Annotated in this window: 16 protein-coding genes; 9 read left to right on the forward strand and 7 right to left on the reverse strand. The window is 72.9% G+C overall.

Features of this window, described 5'->3' with window-relative positions; all coding sequences use genetic code 11:
* Window positions 1–88 precede the first annotated feature (88 nt).
* Window positions 89–718 (reverse strand): DsbA family protein, encoded by a 630-nt coding sequence (locus tag IE269_RS32900; protein WP_189826902.1) that lies wholly within the window; start codon window positions 716–718, stop codon window positions 89–91.
* 113 nt (window positions 719–831) lie between these two features.
* A complete protein-coding gene (locus IE269_RS32905; RefSeq protein WP_189826903.1) occupies window positions 832–1,323 on the reverse strand; it encodes a Dps family protein in 492 nt (163 codons plus the stop codon).
* A 181-nt stretch (window positions 1,324–1,504) separates the two neighbouring features.
* Between IE269_RS32905 and IE269_RS32910 the strand changes: the two genes are divergently transcribed.
* Window positions 1,505–2,017, forward strand: coding sequence for a SigE family RNA polymerase sigma factor (locus tag IE269_RS32910; RefSeq protein ID WP_189826904.1), 513 nt, complete (start codon window positions 1,505–1,507; stop codon window positions 2,015–2,017).
* Between the two features lie 72 nt (window positions 2,018–2,089).
* The gene (locus IE269_RS32915) at window positions 2,090–3,406 is read left to right on the forward strand and encodes a hypothetical protein (protein ID WP_189826905.1); all 1,317 of its coding nucleotides are present in this window, start codon (window positions 2,090–2,092) and stop codon (window positions 3,404–3,406) included.
* A 34-nt stretch (window positions 3,407–3,440) separates the two neighbouring features.
* Here IE269_RS32915 and IE269_RS32920 read toward each other — a convergent pair whose 3' ends face one another.
* A complete protein-coding gene (locus IE269_RS32920; RefSeq protein ID WP_189826906.1) occupies window positions 3,441–5,138 on the reverse strand; it encodes a bifunctional 3'-5' exonuclease/DNA polymerase in 1,698 nt (565 codons plus the stop codon).
* Between the two features lie 58 nt (window positions 5,139–5,196).
* Window positions 5,197–6,507 (reverse strand): helix-turn-helix transcriptional regulator, encoded by a 1,311-nt coding sequence (locus tag IE269_RS32925; RefSeq protein WP_189826907.1) that lies wholly within the window; start codon window positions 6,505–6,507, stop codon window positions 5,197–5,199.
* Between the two features lie 141 nt (window positions 6,508–6,648).
* Between IE269_RS32925 and IE269_RS32930 the strand changes: the two genes are divergently transcribed.
* The 3 genes from IE269_RS32930 to IE269_RS32940 all read left to right on the forward strand — a co-directional run bounded on the left by IE269_RS32930 (window position 6,649) and on the right by IE269_RS32940 (window position 9,838).
* Complete coding sequence (locus IE269_RS32930) at window positions 6,649–7,560, forward strand: NADP-dependent oxidoreductase (RefSeq protein ID WP_189826908.1); 912 nt, start codon at window positions 6,649–6,651, stop codon at window positions 7,558–7,560.
* Between the two features lie 160 nt (window positions 7,561–7,720).
* Complete coding sequence (locus IE269_RS32935) at window positions 7,721–8,560, forward strand: nitrilase-related carbon-nitrogen hydrolase (RefSeq protein WP_189826909.1); 840 nt, start codon at window positions 7,721–7,723, stop codon at window positions 8,558–8,560.
* Between the two features lie 63 nt (window positions 8,561–8,623).
* Window positions 8,624–9,838: a DUF2786 domain-containing protein gene (locus IE269_RS32940; RefSeq protein WP_189826910.1), complete on the forward strand. Its 1,215-nt coding sequence runs from the start codon at window positions 8,624–8,626 to the stop codon at window positions 9,836–9,838.
* A 13-nt stretch (window positions 9,839–9,851) separates the two neighbouring features.
* Here the strand turns inward: IE269_RS32940 and IE269_RS32945 are convergent, their stop codons facing one another.
* Genes IE269_RS32945 through IE269_RS32955 form a run of 3 tightly spaced genes read right to left on the reverse strand, consistent with a single transcriptional unit; the run spans window position 9,852 to window position 12,594 of the window.
* The gene (locus IE269_RS32945; protein WP_189826911.1) at window positions 9,852–10,358 is read right to left on the reverse strand and encodes a hypothetical protein; all 507 of its coding nucleotides are present in this window, start codon (window positions 10,356–10,358) and stop codon (window positions 9,852–9,854) included.
* A complete protein-coding gene (locus IE269_RS32950) occupies window positions 10,355–11,866 on the reverse strand; it encodes a sensor histidine kinase (protein ID WP_189826912.1) in 1,512 nt (503 codons plus the stop codon). Before IE269_RS32950 ends, IE269_RS32945 begins: the two co-directional genes overlap by 4 nt.
* Window positions 11,867–11,901: 35 nt before the next feature.
* Window positions 11,902–12,594, reverse strand: a complete 693-nt coding sequence (locus IE269_RS32955) for a response regulator transcription factor (RefSeq protein WP_189826913.1) — start codon at window positions 12,592–12,594, stop codon at window positions 11,902–11,904.
* Between the two features lie 133 nt (window positions 12,595–12,727).
* On the opposite strand from IE269_RS32955, the gene IE269_RS32960 reads away from it, so the two are divergent.
* The 4 genes from IE269_RS32960 (at window position 12,728) to IE269_RS32975 (ending at window position 16,459) form a co-directional block, all read left to right on the forward strand.
* On the forward strand, window positions 12,728–13,372 hold the full coding sequence (locus tag IE269_RS32960) for a hypothetical protein (protein ID WP_189826914.1): 645 nt from the start codon (window positions 12,728–12,730) through the stop codon (window positions 13,370–13,372).
* On the forward strand, window positions 13,369–14,451 hold the full coding sequence (locus tag IE269_RS32965) for a peptidoglycan-binding protein (RefSeq protein ID WP_189826915.1): 1,083 nt from the start codon (window positions 13,369–13,371) through the stop codon (window positions 14,449–14,451). Before IE269_RS32960 ends, IE269_RS32965 begins: the two co-directional genes overlap by 4 nt.
* Window positions 14,448–15,179 (forward strand): ABC transporter ATP-binding protein, encoded by a 732-nt coding sequence (locus IE269_RS32970; protein ID WP_189826916.1) that lies wholly within the window; start codon window positions 14,448–14,450, stop codon window positions 15,177–15,179. The genes IE269_RS32965 and IE269_RS32970 overlap by 4 nt, the downstream gene beginning before the upstream one ends.
* Before the next feature lie 86 nt (window positions 15,180–15,265).
* Window positions 15,266–16,459, forward strand: coding sequence for an ABC transporter permease (locus tag IE269_RS32975; protein ID WP_189827002.1), 1,194 nt, complete (start codon window positions 15,266–15,268; stop codon window positions 16,457–16,459).
* The last annotated feature ends 47 nt before the right edge of the window (window positions 16,460–16,506 follow it).

The raw sequence follows: 16,506 nt of genomic DNA on the forward strand, positions 1-16,506 counted from the left end.
GGCGGGGAGTGGAACAGGCTGAAGGCCCTCTGCCTGTTGCCGGTCCGTGCCGCGCCGGTGCCGGCTCCTACTGCGCCAGTGCCGGCTCCTACTGCGCCAGTGCCGCCTCGATCTGGTTGCCGACCTCGGTGGCCGGGAGCGGGCGGCCCGTGCGGTCGAAGCCGTGGATCGAGACGTCGCCCAGGCGTACGGTCGGCGTCCCGCGCACCCCGCTGCGGCCGAAGGCCTCGGCGACGGACGCGGCCCAGGGGGCGTACGTACCGGACGTCACGGCCTCGCGGAAGGCAGGGGCGGTCAGGCCCGCCGACTCCGCGACGCGCAGCAGCACGGCCGGGTCGCCGTAGGAGTCGACGCTCTCGTCGGGCTGCTGGGCGTAGAGGGCCTCGTGCAGGGTCTTGAAGTCGGCCTGGCTCTCGTTGACCGCGGCGCCCGCCGCGCTCAGGGCCGTGGCGGAGCCCCTGCCGCCGAGCATCCCGTCCAGGAACGCCGCGAAGTGGTACTCCAGGCGCAGCCGCCCCGCGTCCGCGAAGCCCCGGACCACCTGGCCCGAGGTCTGCTCCAGCGCTGCGCAGTACGGGCAGCGGAAATCCTCGTACAGGGAGAGAACCGGCAGGTCACCTGCCTCCCCGTACGGGATCACCAGGCCGGATTCGCCCGTGGTGTGCGCGGGGACCAGCGGCTGCTGCGGCAGGGGCTGCGAAGACGTCTGCTGCGACATGGGGCGGGCTCCTTTTCCGTCCCTCCCAGGTACGCACAGGGGCGTGGGCCGCGCATCTTCAGCGGGGGCGGCTCCACGCCCCGGGCCTCGTCGGGCCCTTTCCGGGGTGGGTGTCAGTGGTTCTCCGCCTGGAACATCCAGTGCTGCTTCTCCAGCTCCGCGGTCAGGGAGATGAAGATGTCCTGGGTCACCGGGTCCGGCTTGTCGGTGGCGGCGATGCGCTCCCGCATCCGACCGATGGTGCCGCCCAGCGCCTCGACCAGCAGGGACACCACGTCGTCGTCGGCTATCCAGCCGGCTTCGGGCTGCGGCAGCTTGGTGCACGCGGCGACGGTGCCCGCCCGGCCGTCGGGGGTGATGCCGATGGCGGAGGCGCGTTCGGCGACGGTGTCCGCGTAGGAACGTGCCGTGGTGACGATCTCGTCGAGCTGGAGGTGCAGCGAGCGGAAGCGCGGGCCGACGATCGTCCAGTGCGCCTGCTTCGCCAGCAGCGAGAGGTTCAGCAGGTCGACCAGTGCGCCCTGGAGGGCGATCCCGGTGATCTGGCGGGCGGTCTCGGGCAGCGTGCTCCGGATGGCGGGGGTGGTGGGGGTGGCGGTGGCCATGGTGGGTCCTCCTGTTGGTTCGCGTCGGACGGGGTGGGCGTGGCCTGTTTAGATGCTTTCGGTGTTGTGTGCGTACATGCGTCCCGCGTACCCCACACGTCGCCACGAATGCGGGTGAAACATTCCGGCGGGCCCATCGCGTCAATGAGGTGTGGGCGGGGGCGAGGAAAGGGCGGGACCGATGCGGGGGACGCGGCGCGACGCGGAGTACCTGGAGTTCGCGACCGTCAGGAGCGGTCACCTCTACCGGTCGGCCTGCCTGCTGACCAGCGGTGACACCCACTTCGCCGAGGACCTCACCCAGGAGACGCTGGGGCGGATGTACGCCCTGTGGGGACGGATCTCGCGGATAGACAATCCCGCGGCGTACGCCCAGACCGTTCTCGTACGGACCTTCCTCAGCCAGCAGCGACGGCGCTCGGCGACCGAGCGTCCGGTGGGCGAACTCCCGGACGGGGCGGGCCCTCCGGGCGGTGATCCGGAGCTGCGGCTGACCCTCCTTGAGGCGCTGGAGCGGCTCGCGCCGAAGGACCGGGCGGTGATCGTGCTGCGGTACTGGGAGGACCGCAGCATCGAGGAGACCGCCGACGTGATGAACGTGAGCTCGGCGGCGGTGCGGACCCGGTCCGTACGGGCGCTGGCGAAACTGCGCGAGCAACTGGGCGGCAGCCTGCCCGCATTCGCCTCGGGGTGACGGAACCCGCCCCATCCACTTCCCGACCGCGGCTTTTCCATGACGACACGACACCCATGACGGGGGTTTGCCATGCCACCTTTCGAGGACGAACTCGGTCAGGCGCTGCGGCGCACCGGCGACAGCTTCTCCACCGATCAGCAGCGGCTCGCCGACACCGGCCTGGTCAAGGGGCGGCGCACGCTGCGCCGCCGCCGGGCCGGCGCGATCACCGGCAGCGTGGCCGCGCTGGCGCTGGTCGGTGTGGGCGGGGCGTGGGCGGGCGGGCTGCTGGGCGGAACCGGCGGCGGCCGGGGGGACGTGGCGGCACCCGTGCCGTCGGTGGAGCGGACCTCCGGCAAGGGCAGCGCCGAGGGCGACGGCCGCAACGAGACCGGCAAGGCCGAGGGGGCGGGCAAGGGGGACGGCAACAGGAAGGCGGAAACGGCGACCGGGACCACGCACCCCATCACCGCCGCCTGGATGACCGACACCTTCAAGCGCCTGATGCCGCGCGGCGAACTGACCCAGGTGGAGGCCAGGGGGACGGAAGCGAAGCACGGGTTCCCGAACAGCCCGATGGTCTCCGCGATCTTCGACGACGGGAAGGGCAAGGCGGCCGTCCTGCTCGGCATCTCGCGGACCGCCCCCAAGAGCCAGATGGCCCGCGAGCTGGTCACCTGCCCGGCCCGAGCCTATGTGCGCTTCGACGCGTGCAACAGCGAGAAGCTCTCCGACGGTTCGGACTTCATGCTGCTCCAGCGGTACGTGCGCAACACCGGAAAGGCCAAGGAGTGGCGGGCCACCCTGGTCACCCCGGACGGTCTGGTCGTCGACGTGAGCGAGCACAACGCGCCCGCCGAGAAGGGCAAGCCGGTCAGCCGCGTCGACCCGCCCCTGGACCCGCACCAGTTGAAGAAGCTGACGACGGACGGTGCGTGGCGCACTGTCACGGGCGCCCTCCCCGAGGAGAAGCCCGCCGACGACGTCGGCATACCGGGTGAGCCGGGCGTCGAGGAGATGCAGAAGGATCTGGCCGCCCTGCTGCCGAAGGGGCTGAAGCTCAGTGACAAGTCCGGCCAGGCCGGGTTCGCCAGCCTGGTCGTCAACGACGGCAAGGGCGGCAGCCTCGTCGAGGTCAACGCACAGCTCGGTATGAGCGACCTGCTCGGCGGAAAGACGCCGACCGAACCGGACGGCACCGTGGTCACCGTGTCCCGGAGCGGCGGCGACAAGGACGTCCCGGGGATTGTGATGCTCACCGTCGACACGGTGAAGCCGGACGGGCGGCGTGTGGTGATCTCCGCCTTCAACTCCGACACCCAGCACTCCGCGCCCACCCGCAAGCAGCCCGCCCTCACGGCCGAGCAGCTGAAGGCGATCGCGCTCGACCCCACCTGGTGGAAGTGACGCCCCGGGTAAGGCATTTCGCCGCGGTACGGGCTCACTTGGCGTCGGCATAGCACTCCACCTCCGCCACCGTGAACGGGAACCGTGCCGGGGTTTCCCCGAAGGCGATCCGTCCGGCCAGGTCACCGGCCGCGCGGATCGCCTCGGCGACCGCGGCGGCCTCCTCGGCGGGGCAGTGCACGATCACCTCGTCGTGCTGGAAGAAGACCAACTGCGCCTTCATCCCCGCCTGGTGCAGCGACCGGCGCAGCGCCGCGAGCACCAGCAGCATCCAGTCCGCCGCGCTGCCCTGGACGACGAAGTTGCGGGTGAAGCGGCCGCGGGCCCGGTTGTTCCGGGAGGCGTATCCCGGGGCGAACTCCGGCTCACCCGCAGCCGGTTCCGGGCCGTCCTCCTGGGGCAGGCCCGCCTCGCCGAAGTCCTCGTCCGCGCCCACCGCCGGAGGGCAGGTCCGGCCGAGCCAGGTCCGTACGAGACGGCCCTCCTCGCCCGCGCGGGCCGCCTCGTCCACGTAGTCGACGGCGCGCGGGAACCTGCGGCGCATCGCGGCCAGGTTCTTCAGGCCGTCGCCCGAGGTCTGGCCGTAGATCGCGCCCAGCACCGCGATCTTGGCCGCCTCTCGGTCGCCGGAGAAGGCCCGGTCGGAGACCGCCTTGTAGAGGTCGCCGCTCTGGCCGGCCACGTCCATCAGGCCGGGGTCGCGGGAGATCGCGGCCAGCACGCGTGGCTCCATCTGGTCGGCGTCGGCCACCACCAGCCGCCAGCCCGGGTCGGCGATCACCGCCCGGCGGATCACCTTGGGGATCTGGAGGGCGCCGCCGCCGTTGGTCACCCAGCGGCCGGTGACCGTGCCGCCCGGCAGGTACTCCGGGTGGAAGCGGCCGTCGCGCACCCAGTCCTGGAGCCAGCCCCAGCCGTGCGCGGTCATGATGCGGTAGAGCTTCTTGTACGCGATCAAGGACTCCACGGCGGGGTGGTCGACGGACTCCAGCTCCCAGCGGCGGGTCGACTTCACCTTGATGCCGGCCTGCCCGAACGCCTTGATCACGTCGGCGGGCAGTTCGGGCCGCACCCGGCGGCCGAACGCCTGCGACACCTCGTCCGCCAGCTCCGCCATCCGGCGGGGGTCGCCGCCGCCCGCGTACCGCTCGCCGAGGAGTTCGTCCAGGAGGGCCCGGTGGACGTCGGCCCGCCAGGGCAGGCCGGCCCGGTTCAGCTCGGCGGCGACGAGCATCCCGGCGGACTCCGATGCGGTCAACAGGCGCATCCTGCCCGGATGTTCGGTCTCGTTGTGTCTTCGGTGCTGGTCGGCGTAGACCTCCAGGAGGGCGTCGAAGGGTACGTGCACGGGCTGCGGCTCGAAGAGGGAGGACTGCGAGCCGGGGTCGACGGAGCGCACCGGCGGGTCGGGCGGCACCGGGCGGTGGTGCAGCCGGGCGTGCGCGGCGGCGGCCGAACGCGGCTCGCCCCAGCGGCCCGCGTGCCCGAGGAGGAGGAGCTCGGCGTCCTCGATGTCGTAACAGCGGTCCACCCGCACCCCGGCGTCGAGCAGGCGCGGATAGATCTCGGCGGTGGACCGCCACACCCAGCGGCCGACCTCCGGGCGGGAGCGGACCGCCTCGGCGAGGTCGGGCTCGTGGCGCACCTCGGCGGCGGGGCGGCCGTCCCGGTCGAGCGGGACGAGCAGTGCCCCGCCACCCTCTGCCGCGGCGACGGCCCACCGGTCGTTCATACGGGCGAGTGTGGCAGGGGGGTCTGACAATCCGGCCGAAGCGCGGTGTCTGCGCAGGTCAGGCGACCACGTGGAGCGTGTGGGCGAGGGCCGCAGCCTCGCCGCGGGTCGCCACGCTCAGCTTGCTGAGGATGTTCTTCACATGGAATTTCACCGTCGACTCGCTGATGTGCAGCGCCTCGGCGATGGCCCGGTTGCGGTGGCCCCGGGCCAGCTGCGCCAGGACCTCCAGCTCGCGCGGGCCGAGCGCGGCCAGCGGGTCGGACTCCGGCAGGCCGGGCGTGCCCAGCGGCAGTGCGGCGGTCACCGTGGTGCCCCAGCCCGGCACCGCGTCCACCTCCAGCCGGCCGCCGAGCGCGGTCAGCCGCTCCTCCGCCCGGCGCACCGCGAACGCCTCGCGGCCGAGCGTGCCGGGCCCGTCGTCCCGTACCGTCGCCCGCAACTCGTCGGTGCCGGCGTCCAGGTGCCAGCCGACCTGCACCCGGGTCACGGGATCCTGCTCCAGTGCCACCAGCAGCACCGTGCGCATCACCGCCCGCGCGGTGCGGGCGATGTCGGCCGGCAGCGGGCGGTCCTCGGCGGGCGGTGCCAGTTCCAGCCGTACCGGACCGTGCCGCAGCAGCGGGCGCAGCGAGTCGGCGAGCCGGTCGAAGGCCTGCACCGCGGGCTCCTCGGTCAGGGCCTGGTCGCGTTCGGCGACGGTGCGCAGCTCCACCAGGGAGTCCACGGCCAGTTCGACGGCACGCGCGCGTGCCGTCGCGTCGTCCAGGGCGCGACTGCGCAGGGTGCCCAGCAGTCCGGTCAGCGCCGCCGTGTGCACCTCGCTCAACTCCGCGATGGCGCGCGCCCGTTCGCCCGCCACCGCCCGCGACTGCGACATCATCCCCGGCAGCGCCTCCGTGGCCACCCGGTCCAGGTGCGCGGTCACCACGTCCCACAGCGCCTGTACGAGGGCGAGCGTCCCGGCGGGCAGGGGCGGGGCCTCCTCGGGCAGCACCAGGGTGAGCAGGGTGGGCCGGTAGCTCGTCAGGGCGCTGCTGACCGCCAGCACCGGATGCACGCCGCCCGCGAGGTGCGCGGTGCCCTGCCAGGGGTGGCCGGGGCGCACCGTGGCGGCGAGGGCGTCCAGCTCCGCACCGGTGATGCGGGAGGCGAGCGTGTCCTCGCCGTGCGCCTTGACGGGGGAGTGCGCACAGTGCGCGGACATCTCCGCGACGGCACGGTGCGGCACCAGGGGGCGCAGTGCCGCCGACAACCGGTGCTGGAGCTCGTACAGCGGGCCCTGGATCACCTGCGCGGCGCAGGCGAGGGCGGTGTGGACGGCGGACGATTCCGCCTCCGCGACGGTGAAGCGCTCTGTCTCCGGCATGGAGCCAGCGTACGTACGGATGCGGTACGAGGACGGCCCTCCCTTCGGGCAGGTGGAACTGTCCGAAGGGAGGGCCGGGCCGGGGCGGCGACCGGACCAGGCTGGGAGCAGCCAGAACGGCACGACGAAGGAGAAGCAACTGTGGAAGCGATCGTTTTTGACCGGTTCGGTGGTCCGGAAGCACTGGCCCCTCGCACTGTCGCGGACGTCCACGCCGGGCCCGGACAGGTGCGCATCAAGGTGGCGGCCGCCGGGGTGAACCCGATCGACGGCAAGATCCGCAGCGGTGCGATGCAGCAATTCATCCCGACGCAACTGCCGGCGGTACCGGGCATCGACGTCGCGGGTGTCGTCGACGAGGTCGGCGAGGGCGTCGCGGATGTCGTGGTCGGCGACGAGGTACTGGGGTGGGCCGAGAGCGGCTCGTACGCCGAGTACGCGGTGGCCTCGCAGGTGGTGCGCAAGCCCGCCGGGCTGTCCTGGGAGCAGGCGGCCGCGCTGCCCGTCGCGGGCGAGACCGCCCAGCGGGTCCTGGACCTGCTCGGGGTGACCGCCGGGGAGACACTGCTGGTCAACGGGGCGGCCGGGGCGGTCGGCTCGCTCGCCGTGCAGCTCGCGGCGGCGGCGGGCGTCACCGTCGTCGGCACCGCGTCCGAGGCCAACCACGCGTACGTCCGCGAGCTGGGCGCGAGCGCCGTCGTGACGTACGGGGAAGGGCTCGCGGCCCGGGTGCGCGAGGTCGCACCGCAGGGGGTGGACGCGGTCTACGACACGGCGGGGCACGGGGCGCTGCCGGACGCGATCGAGCTGCTCGGCGGAACCACCGACCGGGTGATCACCATCGCGGACCAGGCGGCGGAGTCCCTCGGCGTGGTCTTCTCCGGCGGCGGCACGGTCGAACCGCGACCGGCCCTGGCCGAGCAGGCGCGACTGGTCGCCGAGGGGCGGCTGCGGGTGCGGGTGGCGGAGGTGCTGCCGCTGGGACAGGCGCAGAAGGCCCACGAGATCAGCGACGGCGGCCACGCGCGCGGCAAGCTGGTGCTGACGCCGTGACGTCCGGTCCCGGTGCGAGGCCGTGACGTCCGGTTCCGGCGCGAGGCCGTGACGTCCGGTCCCGGTGCGAGCCCGTGACACCTTGACGCCGCTTCCCCGGGCGACGCCCTGACGCCCGTTCCGGATGCCGACCCCGGGGACCGCTGGCAGGCTCGACCCCATGCGAGTGGCACTGGCACAGACCGACTGCGTCCTCGGTGACGTCGACGCCAACCTGGAGCACGCCCGGGACCAGATCCGGCAGGCCGTCGCCCAGGGCGCCGACCTCGTCGTGTTCCCGGAGCTGAGCCTGCACGGCTATCACCTGGGGGCGCTGAAACAGGACACCTCCGTGGAGGCGCGCGACCCGCGGCTGATGGAGCTGAGCACCCTCGGCGCGGACGTCGTGGTGGGCTTCCACGAGTACACCTCCATGCGGGCGTACAACACCTCCGCGTACTACACCGCCGGCACCCTCCTGCACGCCCACCGCAAGCTGTACCTCCCCAACTACCTCGCCTGGGAGGAGCGCAAGCACGTCAGCCCCGGGCAGTCGCTGCGCGCCTACGACCTCCCCGGCGGGCGGGGCCGGGCCGCCACCCTGGTGTGCAACGACGCCTGGCAGCCCGTGCTGCCCTGGATCGCCGTCCAGGACGGTGCGGAGGTCGTCGTGGTGCCCGCGAACAGTGCCGCCTCGCTCGACCCCGACGCCATGGACACGGGCCTGTACTGGGACAGCCTCCTCGCGTACACCGCACGCATGCTCCAGTGCTGGGTGGTGTTCGTGAACCGGGTGGGCAGCGAGAACGGTGCGTCCTTCTGGGGCGGATCACGGGTGGTCGACCCGCGCGGGATGGTCGTCGCACAGGCGCCCAAGTGGGAGAGCGCCCTGGTGACGGCGGACATCTCCGTGCACGAGGCACGGCGGCAGCGGCGTGCGGTGCCCCTGGTCGCGGAGGCCAGGCTCGGGCTCGTGGCACGCGAGGTGGGCAGGCTGATCGAGGAGGGCGGGGACAGCTGAGCGACGGCTCCGCGGCCGGGCGAGGTATACCAGGGGGGTGAGCCCGACCGAGGAGATACGACGGTGACCGAAGAGGCCTTTGTGGGGGCGGACCAGGCGTTCTCCGCCCTGTACGGCACCGGCGACGACGACCTCGACCTCGGGGCGTCCCTGCTGGCCGCAGCCCCCTGGCCGGACGCCGGGCGCGAAGTGCTGCGCCGGGGCGAGGAGTTCGTACGACGGGCCTGGGACCGGGGCTGGCAGCCCGCCGACGTCGCCCGTCTCGTACGCCGTGATCTCGACGACGTCCATGTGCGGCTGCTGGGGGACCTGATCGCCGCCGAGCTGCGCCGGCACCCCGAGGAGCAGCTGCCGCCGCGCTGGCGCGCACAGGTGGGCGAGCTGGGCGCCGATGCCGTCTGGTGGAAGCGGGACGAGGCGTACGGGGACGCGCTCGCCCGGCGCGAGAAGGCCGACCGGTTCTCCCTGGCGACGGCGGCCCTGGAGCTGCTGCGGCTGCTGATCCGGCTGCCCTCGATCGAGCCCGTCGGCCCTGCGCCCGGTGCTGGTGCTCGCGTACGACAGGCGCAGGCGTCGCCCGACGAGCCGCGCATGCTCACCCGCATCCGCGCCCTGCTCGCCAAGGCGGAGGCCACCGACTACCCGGAGGAGGCGGAGGCGCTCACCGGGAAGGCGCAGGAGTTGATGGCCCGGCACAGCATCGACGAGGCCGTCCTCGCCGCACAGGGGGCGACTGCGACCGGCCCCGGTGCGTGCCGGATCGGCGTGGACGCACCGTACGAGACGGCGAAGGCGATCCTCCTGGACGCCGTCGCGACGGCCAACCGGTGCAGGGCGGTGTGGAACAGCGCATTCGGGTTCTCCACAGTGGTCGGTTTCGAGGCCGACCTGGATGCGGTGGAGCTGCTGTACACCTCCCTGCTGGTGCAGGGGACGGCCGCGATGACCCGTGCGGAGGCGGCACAGCGCGCGGGCGGCAGGAAGCGCACCAAGTCCTTCCGGCAGTCCTTCCTGACGGCGTACGCCAGCAGGCTCGGCACCCGCCTGGCGGAGGCCACCGAGCATGTGGTGGAGGAGACGGCCGGGGCCCTGCTGCCGGTGCTGGCGGCCCGGGACGTCGCCGTGACGGACCGCGCGGAGCAGATGTTCCCGCGCACCACGTCCACGCGGGTGCGCGGGGTGAACGACCTGGCGGGCTGGGAGCACGGGACGGCCGCCGCCGACCGTGCGTCGGTGCCGGGGCGCCAGACGCCGCAGCGGGGGCGCATCCGGTCGTGAAGGCGTGGCGCGGTCACCGGTTCAGATAGGAGCCGCAGCGGTACGGCCCGGCTGTCTCCTTGCCCTCGAACGTCACCTGTACGTCGTCCGGGCGCACGCCCTTCGCCAGCAGTGACTGGGCGCGTGCAAGGGTGCACACCAGCTGTCCGGTCGCCAGGTCGTCGCGCCCGTAGGCGATGTCGTTCCCCGGACTGCGCAGGACGACCTTGGCGCCGGTGCCGGTCACGTCGAAGGACTGCGGCATCCCCACCGGTGACGTGAGACCGCGCCTGCGCTCGTCGTCGTCGGGGCCCACGCCGAGGAGCTTCAGGACGCCCGGGAGGTTGTTGAGCGGCTGGGCGTCCGGCCGCGACACCCCTTCCAGCCGCCCCGACTTCGACACGAAGTACAGGCGCAGGCCCTTCGTCAGCCCCGTCGCCGGTTCGCCCGCCCCTATGACACCGGTCGGCTGCACACCACAGGCGGTGAGCAGGAGCCCGCAGACGGCAGTCGCAGCAAAACGAGCACCGGTGCCGGTCACGGCGTGAGCTCCTCTTTGTGGTGGCGGTGCGGCAGGCGCAGCGTGAACACCGCACCGGTGACACCGTCCGTCCGGTTGGCCGCCTCGACGGTGCCGCCGTGCAGGCGTGCGTTCTCCAGGGCGATGGCGGTGCCCAGGCCGCTGCCGCCGTCGCCCCTGGTGCGGGTGCGGGAGGCGTCCGCCTTGTAGAAGCGCTCGAAGACGTGCGCCAGCACCTCGGGCGGCAGCCCGGGGCCGGAGTCGGTGACGGTCACCGTCACCCAGTCCCACTCCGCGCCCACGGCAACCGTCACCGGGGGAGCGCCGTGCCGCAGCGCGTTGCCCACCAGATTGGCGACGATCACGTCGACGCGGCGCCGGTCGGCCACGGTCCTTACGCCTTCGGGGAGTTCGAGCCGTACCGCCTCCGTCCAGCCGCGCAGGGCGAGCGAGGCCCGTACGGTCTCACCGAGGTCGATCTCGCCGGCGTTCAGCGCGGCGGCGCCGGAGTCGAAGCGGGACATCTCCATCAGGTCGTCCACCAGGCGCGACAGCCGGGCCGTCTCCGCGCTGACCGTGCGGGCCGCGTGCGCGGCGTCCGGGGGCAGCCGGTCGGCGTCCTCGTCGAGGACGGTCGCCACCATCGTCATCGCGGCCAGCGGGGTGCGCAGTTCGTGGCTGACGTCCGCGACGAAACGGCGGGCGCGTGCCTCCTGGTCGCGCAGTCCGCCCACGGAGGCGCGCAGTTCGTCGGCCGTGTGGTTGAAATCCCTTGCCAGGTCGGCGAGTTCGTCGCCGCCGCGGACGGCGACCCGGCTGTCGAGGTCGCCCTCGGCGAGCCTGCGGGTGGCCCGCCCCAGTTCCCGTACCGGACGCAGCACCGTGCGCGCCGCCAGCAGCGCCAGCAGGGCGGCCAGCAGCACCACCGGCACGATGCCGCCGCGCACGGCGTCCAGGACGCCCGTGGTGGCCTCCTGCTCGGGGCGCAGGGAGGCGACGCCGTACACCTCCAGGCCGGAGGTCTGGCCGTTCTCGTACGTCACCGGGGTGCCCACCACGAGATACGGCTCGCCCGCGTGCTCGACCCGCTGGAAGCTCGTGCGGTCCAAGGTGGAGACGGCGGACCGCAGTTGCGGGCTGATCCGGGAGTCGTCGGCCAGGGAGTCGGAGGTCGCTTTCAGGTCCTGGTAGCGGGCGACGACCAGGGGTGCGCCGCTCAGCCCCTCGGAGACACGGGTGGCGAGGGAGGCGAGGGACTGGGTGTCGGGCGGCATGTCGACGTTCGGGACGACCGTCTCGATGCGGGCCAGGAAGTCCTTCTGGAAGGAGTCCTGGGCGCGTTGGAGGACGGCGGTGCGCGACTCTCGGTAGGCGAGCGCCGTTGCGGTGACCGCGCTGACGAGGGCGACCAGCACGAAGGCGACCACCAGCCGGGTGCGCAGCCCGCCGATGAAGTGCAGCCGCCTCTTCGAGGAGGGGGCAGGCGCGGGTTCCGTGTGCAGAGGCGTGCTGTGGTCGTGCACGGGCATGCTGTGTTCGTGCACGGGTGTGCCGTTTTCGCGCGTCACAGTGGCCCGAACCGGTAGCCGAAACCGCGCACCGTCTGCACGTACCGCGGTTTCGCCGGTACGTCCTCCAGCTTGGCGCGCAGTCTGCCGACCGCCGCGTCCACCAGCCGGGAGTCGCCCAGGAAGGTGTGCTCCCACACCGAGGCGAGGAGCTGCTCGCGGCTGAACACCCGGCCCGGTGACGCCGACAGCTCCAGCAGCAGCCGCAGTTCGGTGGGCGGTAGCGCGACGGGTGCGCCGTTCTTGGTGACGGTCAGCCCGGCCCGGTCGATGTGCAGGCCCCCCTGGTCGGCCGCCTCCGGCACCGGCGCCGACGGCTCCGCACGCCGCAATGCGGCCCGGATGCGGGCCTCCAGCACCGGTGCGGTGACGGGTTTGACCACGTAGTCGTCGGCGCCCGCCTCCAGGCCGTTGACGATGTCCTGGTCGTCGCCGCGTGCCGTCAGCATGATGACCGGCAGCGTCGTCGTACGGGTGCGGATGCGGCGGCACACCTCGAAGCCGTCCATGCCGGGCAGCATCAGGTCCAGTACGGCCAGTTCGATCCGCTCGCCCCGCTCGCCGTCCAGCAGGGCGAGGGCCTCCTCGCCGGTGGCCGCCGCGTCCACGTCGTACCCGTGACGGCGCAGCACCAGCTCCATCCCGTCCCGTACGGACGCGTCGTCCTCGATCAGAAGCACATGCGGCATGGGCCGATCATGCCGCACACCAGGGCCGGCGACAGGCCCTCGCACCGGGCGTGGGCGCAGGTCACAAGCATTGTTACGTTCCCATCATGTGGCCATGGACAGGTCATCATGTGGGCCTTCGACCGTGGTGTGCATGACCTTCCCCAGGACGAATTCCCGCACCGCGGCCAAGCTGCGTCTGGCCTCCCTCGTGGCCGCCCCCGTGCTCGCCCTCTCCGTCGCCTGCGGCGGCGCCGCGGACGCCCCGAAGAAGGACGAGGCCATCGCCGACGTACCGGCCGCCCCCAGCGCGAGCGAGACCAAGGGCGAGAGCAGCCCGAGCGCCAAACCGGCCGCCAAGAGCGCCTTCTACGACGCGCAGATGAAGTACATCCAGTGCATGCGCGCCAAGGGCGGCTACCCGGACTTCCCCGACCCGCACCTCGACGGCTACATGGACTGGGACAAGGTCAACGCGATCGGCGCCCAGCCCGGCCGCAACGACGGCATCAAGGGCGGCAAGAACCGCGCCTGCGTCAAGGAGCTCCAGGACGCCATGACGGCGGAGCCCAAGCGCGACCAGCAGAAGGACTACGAGTCGATGCTCGCGCACGCCAAGTGCATGCGCGACAACGGCGTCTCCCGCTTCGCCAACCCGCAGATGAGCGGCGGCAACGCCCAGCCCGGCGGCGAGCCCAACCCGGCCAGCCCGGTGCTGGACGAGAAGTCCCCGGCGTACACGAAGGCCCGGAAGACCTGCGCGCCGAAGCTGCTCCCCGGTCTGGACGGCATGCAGTGACCAAGCGCCGCACCGCCCTCCTCGCCGTCGGCACGCTGAGCGCCGCCGCTGCCGTTACCGCGGGCGTCCTCGTCCTCGGCGACGGCGGCGGCGCGGACGCCAAGACCGGTCCCTCGCTGCCGGGTGCCACCGCCACCGTCGTGCGCACCGACCTGGTGCAGTCCAAGACCGTCGACGGGAAGCTGGACTTCGCCCAGCGCCGCCCGGTCAAGGCGGTCGTCGAGGGCACCGTCACGGTGGCGGCGAAGGAGGGCCGCGTCCTCGGCCTCGGTGACGCCCTCTACGAGCTGAACGACAAGCCGGTGACGCTGCTGTACGGGCCGGTGCCGATGTTCCGGGAGATGAAGGCAGGCGACAGGGGCAGCGACGTGCTCCAGCTGGAGCGCAACCTGCGCGACCTGGGCTTCGGCGCCAAGCTCTACGTCGACCCCCGGTACGACAAGGACACCGAGGCCGCCGTCAAGCGGTGGCAGAAGTCCCTCAACCGGGAGCCCACCGGCAGGGTCGGCATGGGCGACGTCGTCTTCCAGCGCGGCAAGGTCAAGGTCGTCGCCGCCGACGCGGCACTCGCCGACCAGGTCGCCCCCGGCAAGGCGGTGCTCACCGTCGCCTCCACCAAACCTGTCGTACGGGCCCAGCTCGACCAGAGCGACGGGGCACTCGCCGCCGACGGCACCCGGGTGGAGATCACCCTGCCGAGCGGAAAGAGCGCCCGGGGCCGGGTGCTGGGAACGGTGCGCCCCGAGGAGGACGACGCGAGCACCGGCGCCGGTGCGAGGGCGGACGGCATCACCGTGGAAGTCGAGCTGACCGGCGGCGCCACGGAGGCGTCCGGGGAGGACCCCCGGGCGACGGCCAGCGTGAAGTTCGTCAGCGAGAGCCGCAAGGGCGTCCTCGTGGTGCCCGTCGAAGCGGTGCTCGCACTGCGCGGCGAGCGCGGCGGCTACGGATTGCAGGTGGTCGAGGGCGACACCTCGAAGATGGTGCGCGTCGAGACAGGCATGACCGCCGACGGGCAGATCGAGGTCACCGGCGCCGGTGTGCGCGAGGGCCTCAAGGTGGGAGTGGCGAAGTCATGACCACGTCGCCCGCCCCCGTTGCGCCGCCCGCCCCGGTTGCACCGGTCGTTGAGCTCAGGGGTGCCACCAAGTCGTATCCCGGCGGTGTGCACGCCCTGCGCGGGGTCGATCTGACCGTCCGCGAGGGCGAGATGCTGGCCGTCGTCGGCCCCTCCGGCTCCGGCAAGTCCACGATGCTCCAGATCATGGGCACCCTCGACAAGCCCACCTCGGGAACGGTCAGGGTCGCGGGTTACGACGTGGGCGAGCTGACCGACGCCCAGCTGTCCGCCCTGCGCGCCCGCCACATCGGCTTCGTCTTCCAGCACTTCCACCTGGCGGCGGGCCGCGACGCCGTCGACAACGTCGCCGACGGACTGCTGTACGCGGGCGTCCCCCTGCGCGAGCGCAGGGCGCGCGCCCGCGAAGCGCTCACCAAGGTGCGCCTCGACCACCGCTTCTCGCACACCCCGAACGAGCTCTCCGGCGGCGAGAAGCAGCGCGTGGCCATCGCCCGCGCCCTGGTGGGCGACCCGCGGCTGCTGCTCGCGGACGAGCCGACCGGCGCGCTGGACACCGCCTCCGGAGAGGTCGTCATGGAGCTGCTGCACGAGCTGCACGCGGGCGGCACCACGGTGTGCGTCATCACGCACGACAACGAGATCGCGGACGCGCTGCCGCGCAGGGTGCGGTTCAGGGACGGGGAGATCGTGTCCGACACGTGCGCGGGGCGGGTGGAGTGCCTGTGAACACCAAGGCGGATGCCCGTAAGGGCCTCGGGAAGGACCCCAGGAAGGGCCTCGGGAAGGACCTCAGGAAGGACCTGAGGAAGGACCTGAGGAAGGACCTGAGGCCGTCCCGGCTGACGCCCCGCGACGTCCTGCGCGTCGGCGCCGTCGGCCTGCGCGCGCGACGCGCGCGCGTGGTGCTCTCCGCGCTCGGCATCGCCATCGGCATCGCGACGATGGTCGCCGTCGTCGGACTCTCCGAATCGAGCCGCGCCGACCTGATGGCCCAGCTCGACCGGCTCGGCACCAACCTGCTGACCGCCAGCGCCGGTGAGGACGTCGGCGGCAAACCGGTCAAGCTGCCCAAGACCGCCGTCGCCATGGTCGAGCGCATCGGCCCGGTGCAGCACGCCACCGCCACCGCCGAGGTCGACGCCCGCATCCGGCGCAGCGACGTCGTGCCCAAGGAACGCACCGCCGGTGTCACCGCCCAGGCGGCCCGCACCGACCTGCTGAGCACCCTCGGCGGCCGGGTCGCCCAGGGCGTGTGGCTGAACCCGGCCAACGAACGGCTGCCGGTGACGGTGCTCGGTTCGGTGGCCGCCGAGCGGATCGGCGTCACCCGGCCGGGCGAGACGATCATGATGAATGACGTACGGGTCGTGGTCGTCGGCATCCTCGAACCCATCGAGCTGGTGCCCAACCTCGATCGCGTCGCCCTGGTCGGCTTCCCGGCCGCCGAGCGGCACTTCGGCTTCGACGGGCACCCCACGACGGTCTTCGAGCGGTCCACGGACGCCTCCGTGGAGGACGTACGGGCGATCCTGGCCCGCACCATCAGCCCCGGCGCCGAGGCCGGCGTGAAGGTCTCGCGGCCCTCCGACGCGCTGGCGGCCAAGGCCGCCACGGACGAGGGCCTGACGACGCTGATGCTGGGACTCGGGGCGGTGGCGCTGCTGGTGGGCGGCGTCGGGGTCGCTAACACCATGGTGATCTCCGTGCTGGAACGGCGGCAGGAGATCGGGCTGCGGCGGTCCCTGGGGGCGACGCGCGGGGCGATCCGGGTGCAGTTCCTGACGGAGTCGCTGTTGCTGTCGGCGCTGGGGGGCGGGGCGGGGGCGGTGCTCGGGGCGGCGGCGACGTACGCCTTCGCCCGGGCGCAGGGGTGGACCGCCGTGGTGCCTGCCTGGTCCCTGGCGGGAGGTCTGGGGGCGACGCTGGTCATCGGTGTGCTGGCGGGGCTGTATCCGGCGATCCGGGCGGCACGGCTGCATCCGACGGTGGCGTTGAACGCGGGGTGAGGGCGGGGAGGGCACGGGCCGCACACCGACACAGCCCCGCGCCCCTG

Source organism: Streptomyces spiroverticillatus (assembly GCA_014650415.1).
Lineage (GTDB): Bacteria > Actinomycetota > Actinomycetes > Streptomycetales > Streptomycetaceae > Streptomyces > Streptomyces spiroverticillatus.

What these genes read in the sequence shown, in the direction of transcription:
- IE269_RS32900 (WP_189826902.1), bottom strand. Translation starts at nt 718, where the DNA reads ATGTCGCAGCAGACGTCTTCGCAGCCCCTGCCGCAGCAGCCGCTGGTC.
- IE269_RS32905 (WP_189826903.1), bottom strand. Translation starts at nt 1,323, where the DNA reads ATGGCCACCGCCACCCCCACCACCCCCGCCATCCGGAGCACGCTGCCC.
- IE269_RS32910 (WP_189826904.1), top strand. Translation starts at nt 1,505, where the DNA reads ATGCGGGGGACGCGGCGCGACGCGGAGTACCTGGAGTTCGCGACCGTC.
- IE269_RS32915 (WP_189826905.1), top strand. Translation starts at nt 2,090, where the DNA reads ATGCCACCTTTCGAGGACGAACTCGGTCAGGCGCTGCGGCGCACCGGC.
- IE269_RS32920 (WP_189826906.1), bottom strand. Translation starts at nt 5,138, where the DNA reads ATGAACGACCGGTGGGCCGTCGCCGCGGCAGAGGGTGGCGGGGCACTG.
- IE269_RS32925 (WP_189826907.1), bottom strand. Translation starts at nt 6,507, where the DNA reads ATGCCGGAGACAGAGCGCTTCACCGTCGCGGAGGCGGAATCGTCCGCC.
- IE269_RS32935 (WP_189826909.1), top strand. Translation starts at nt 7,721, where the DNA reads ATGCGAGTGGCACTGGCACAGACCGACTGCGTCCTCGGTGACGTCGAC.
- IE269_RS32950 (WP_189826912.1), bottom strand. Translation starts at nt 11,866, where the DNA reads ATGCCCGTGCACGACCACAGCACGCCTCTGCACACGGAACCCGCGCCT.
- IE269_RS32955 (WP_189826913.1), bottom strand. Translation starts at nt 12,594, where the DNA reads ATGCCGCATGTGCTTCTGATCGAGGACGACGCGTCCGTACGGGACGGG.
- IE269_RS32960 (WP_189826914.1), top strand. Translation starts at nt 12,728, where the DNA reads ATGACCTTCCCCAGGACGAATTCCCGCACCGCGGCCAAGCTGCGTCTG.
- IE269_RS32970 (WP_189826916.1), top strand. Translation starts at nt 14,448, where the DNA reads ATGACCACGTCGCCCGCCCCCGTTGCGCCGCCCGCCCCGGTTGCACCG.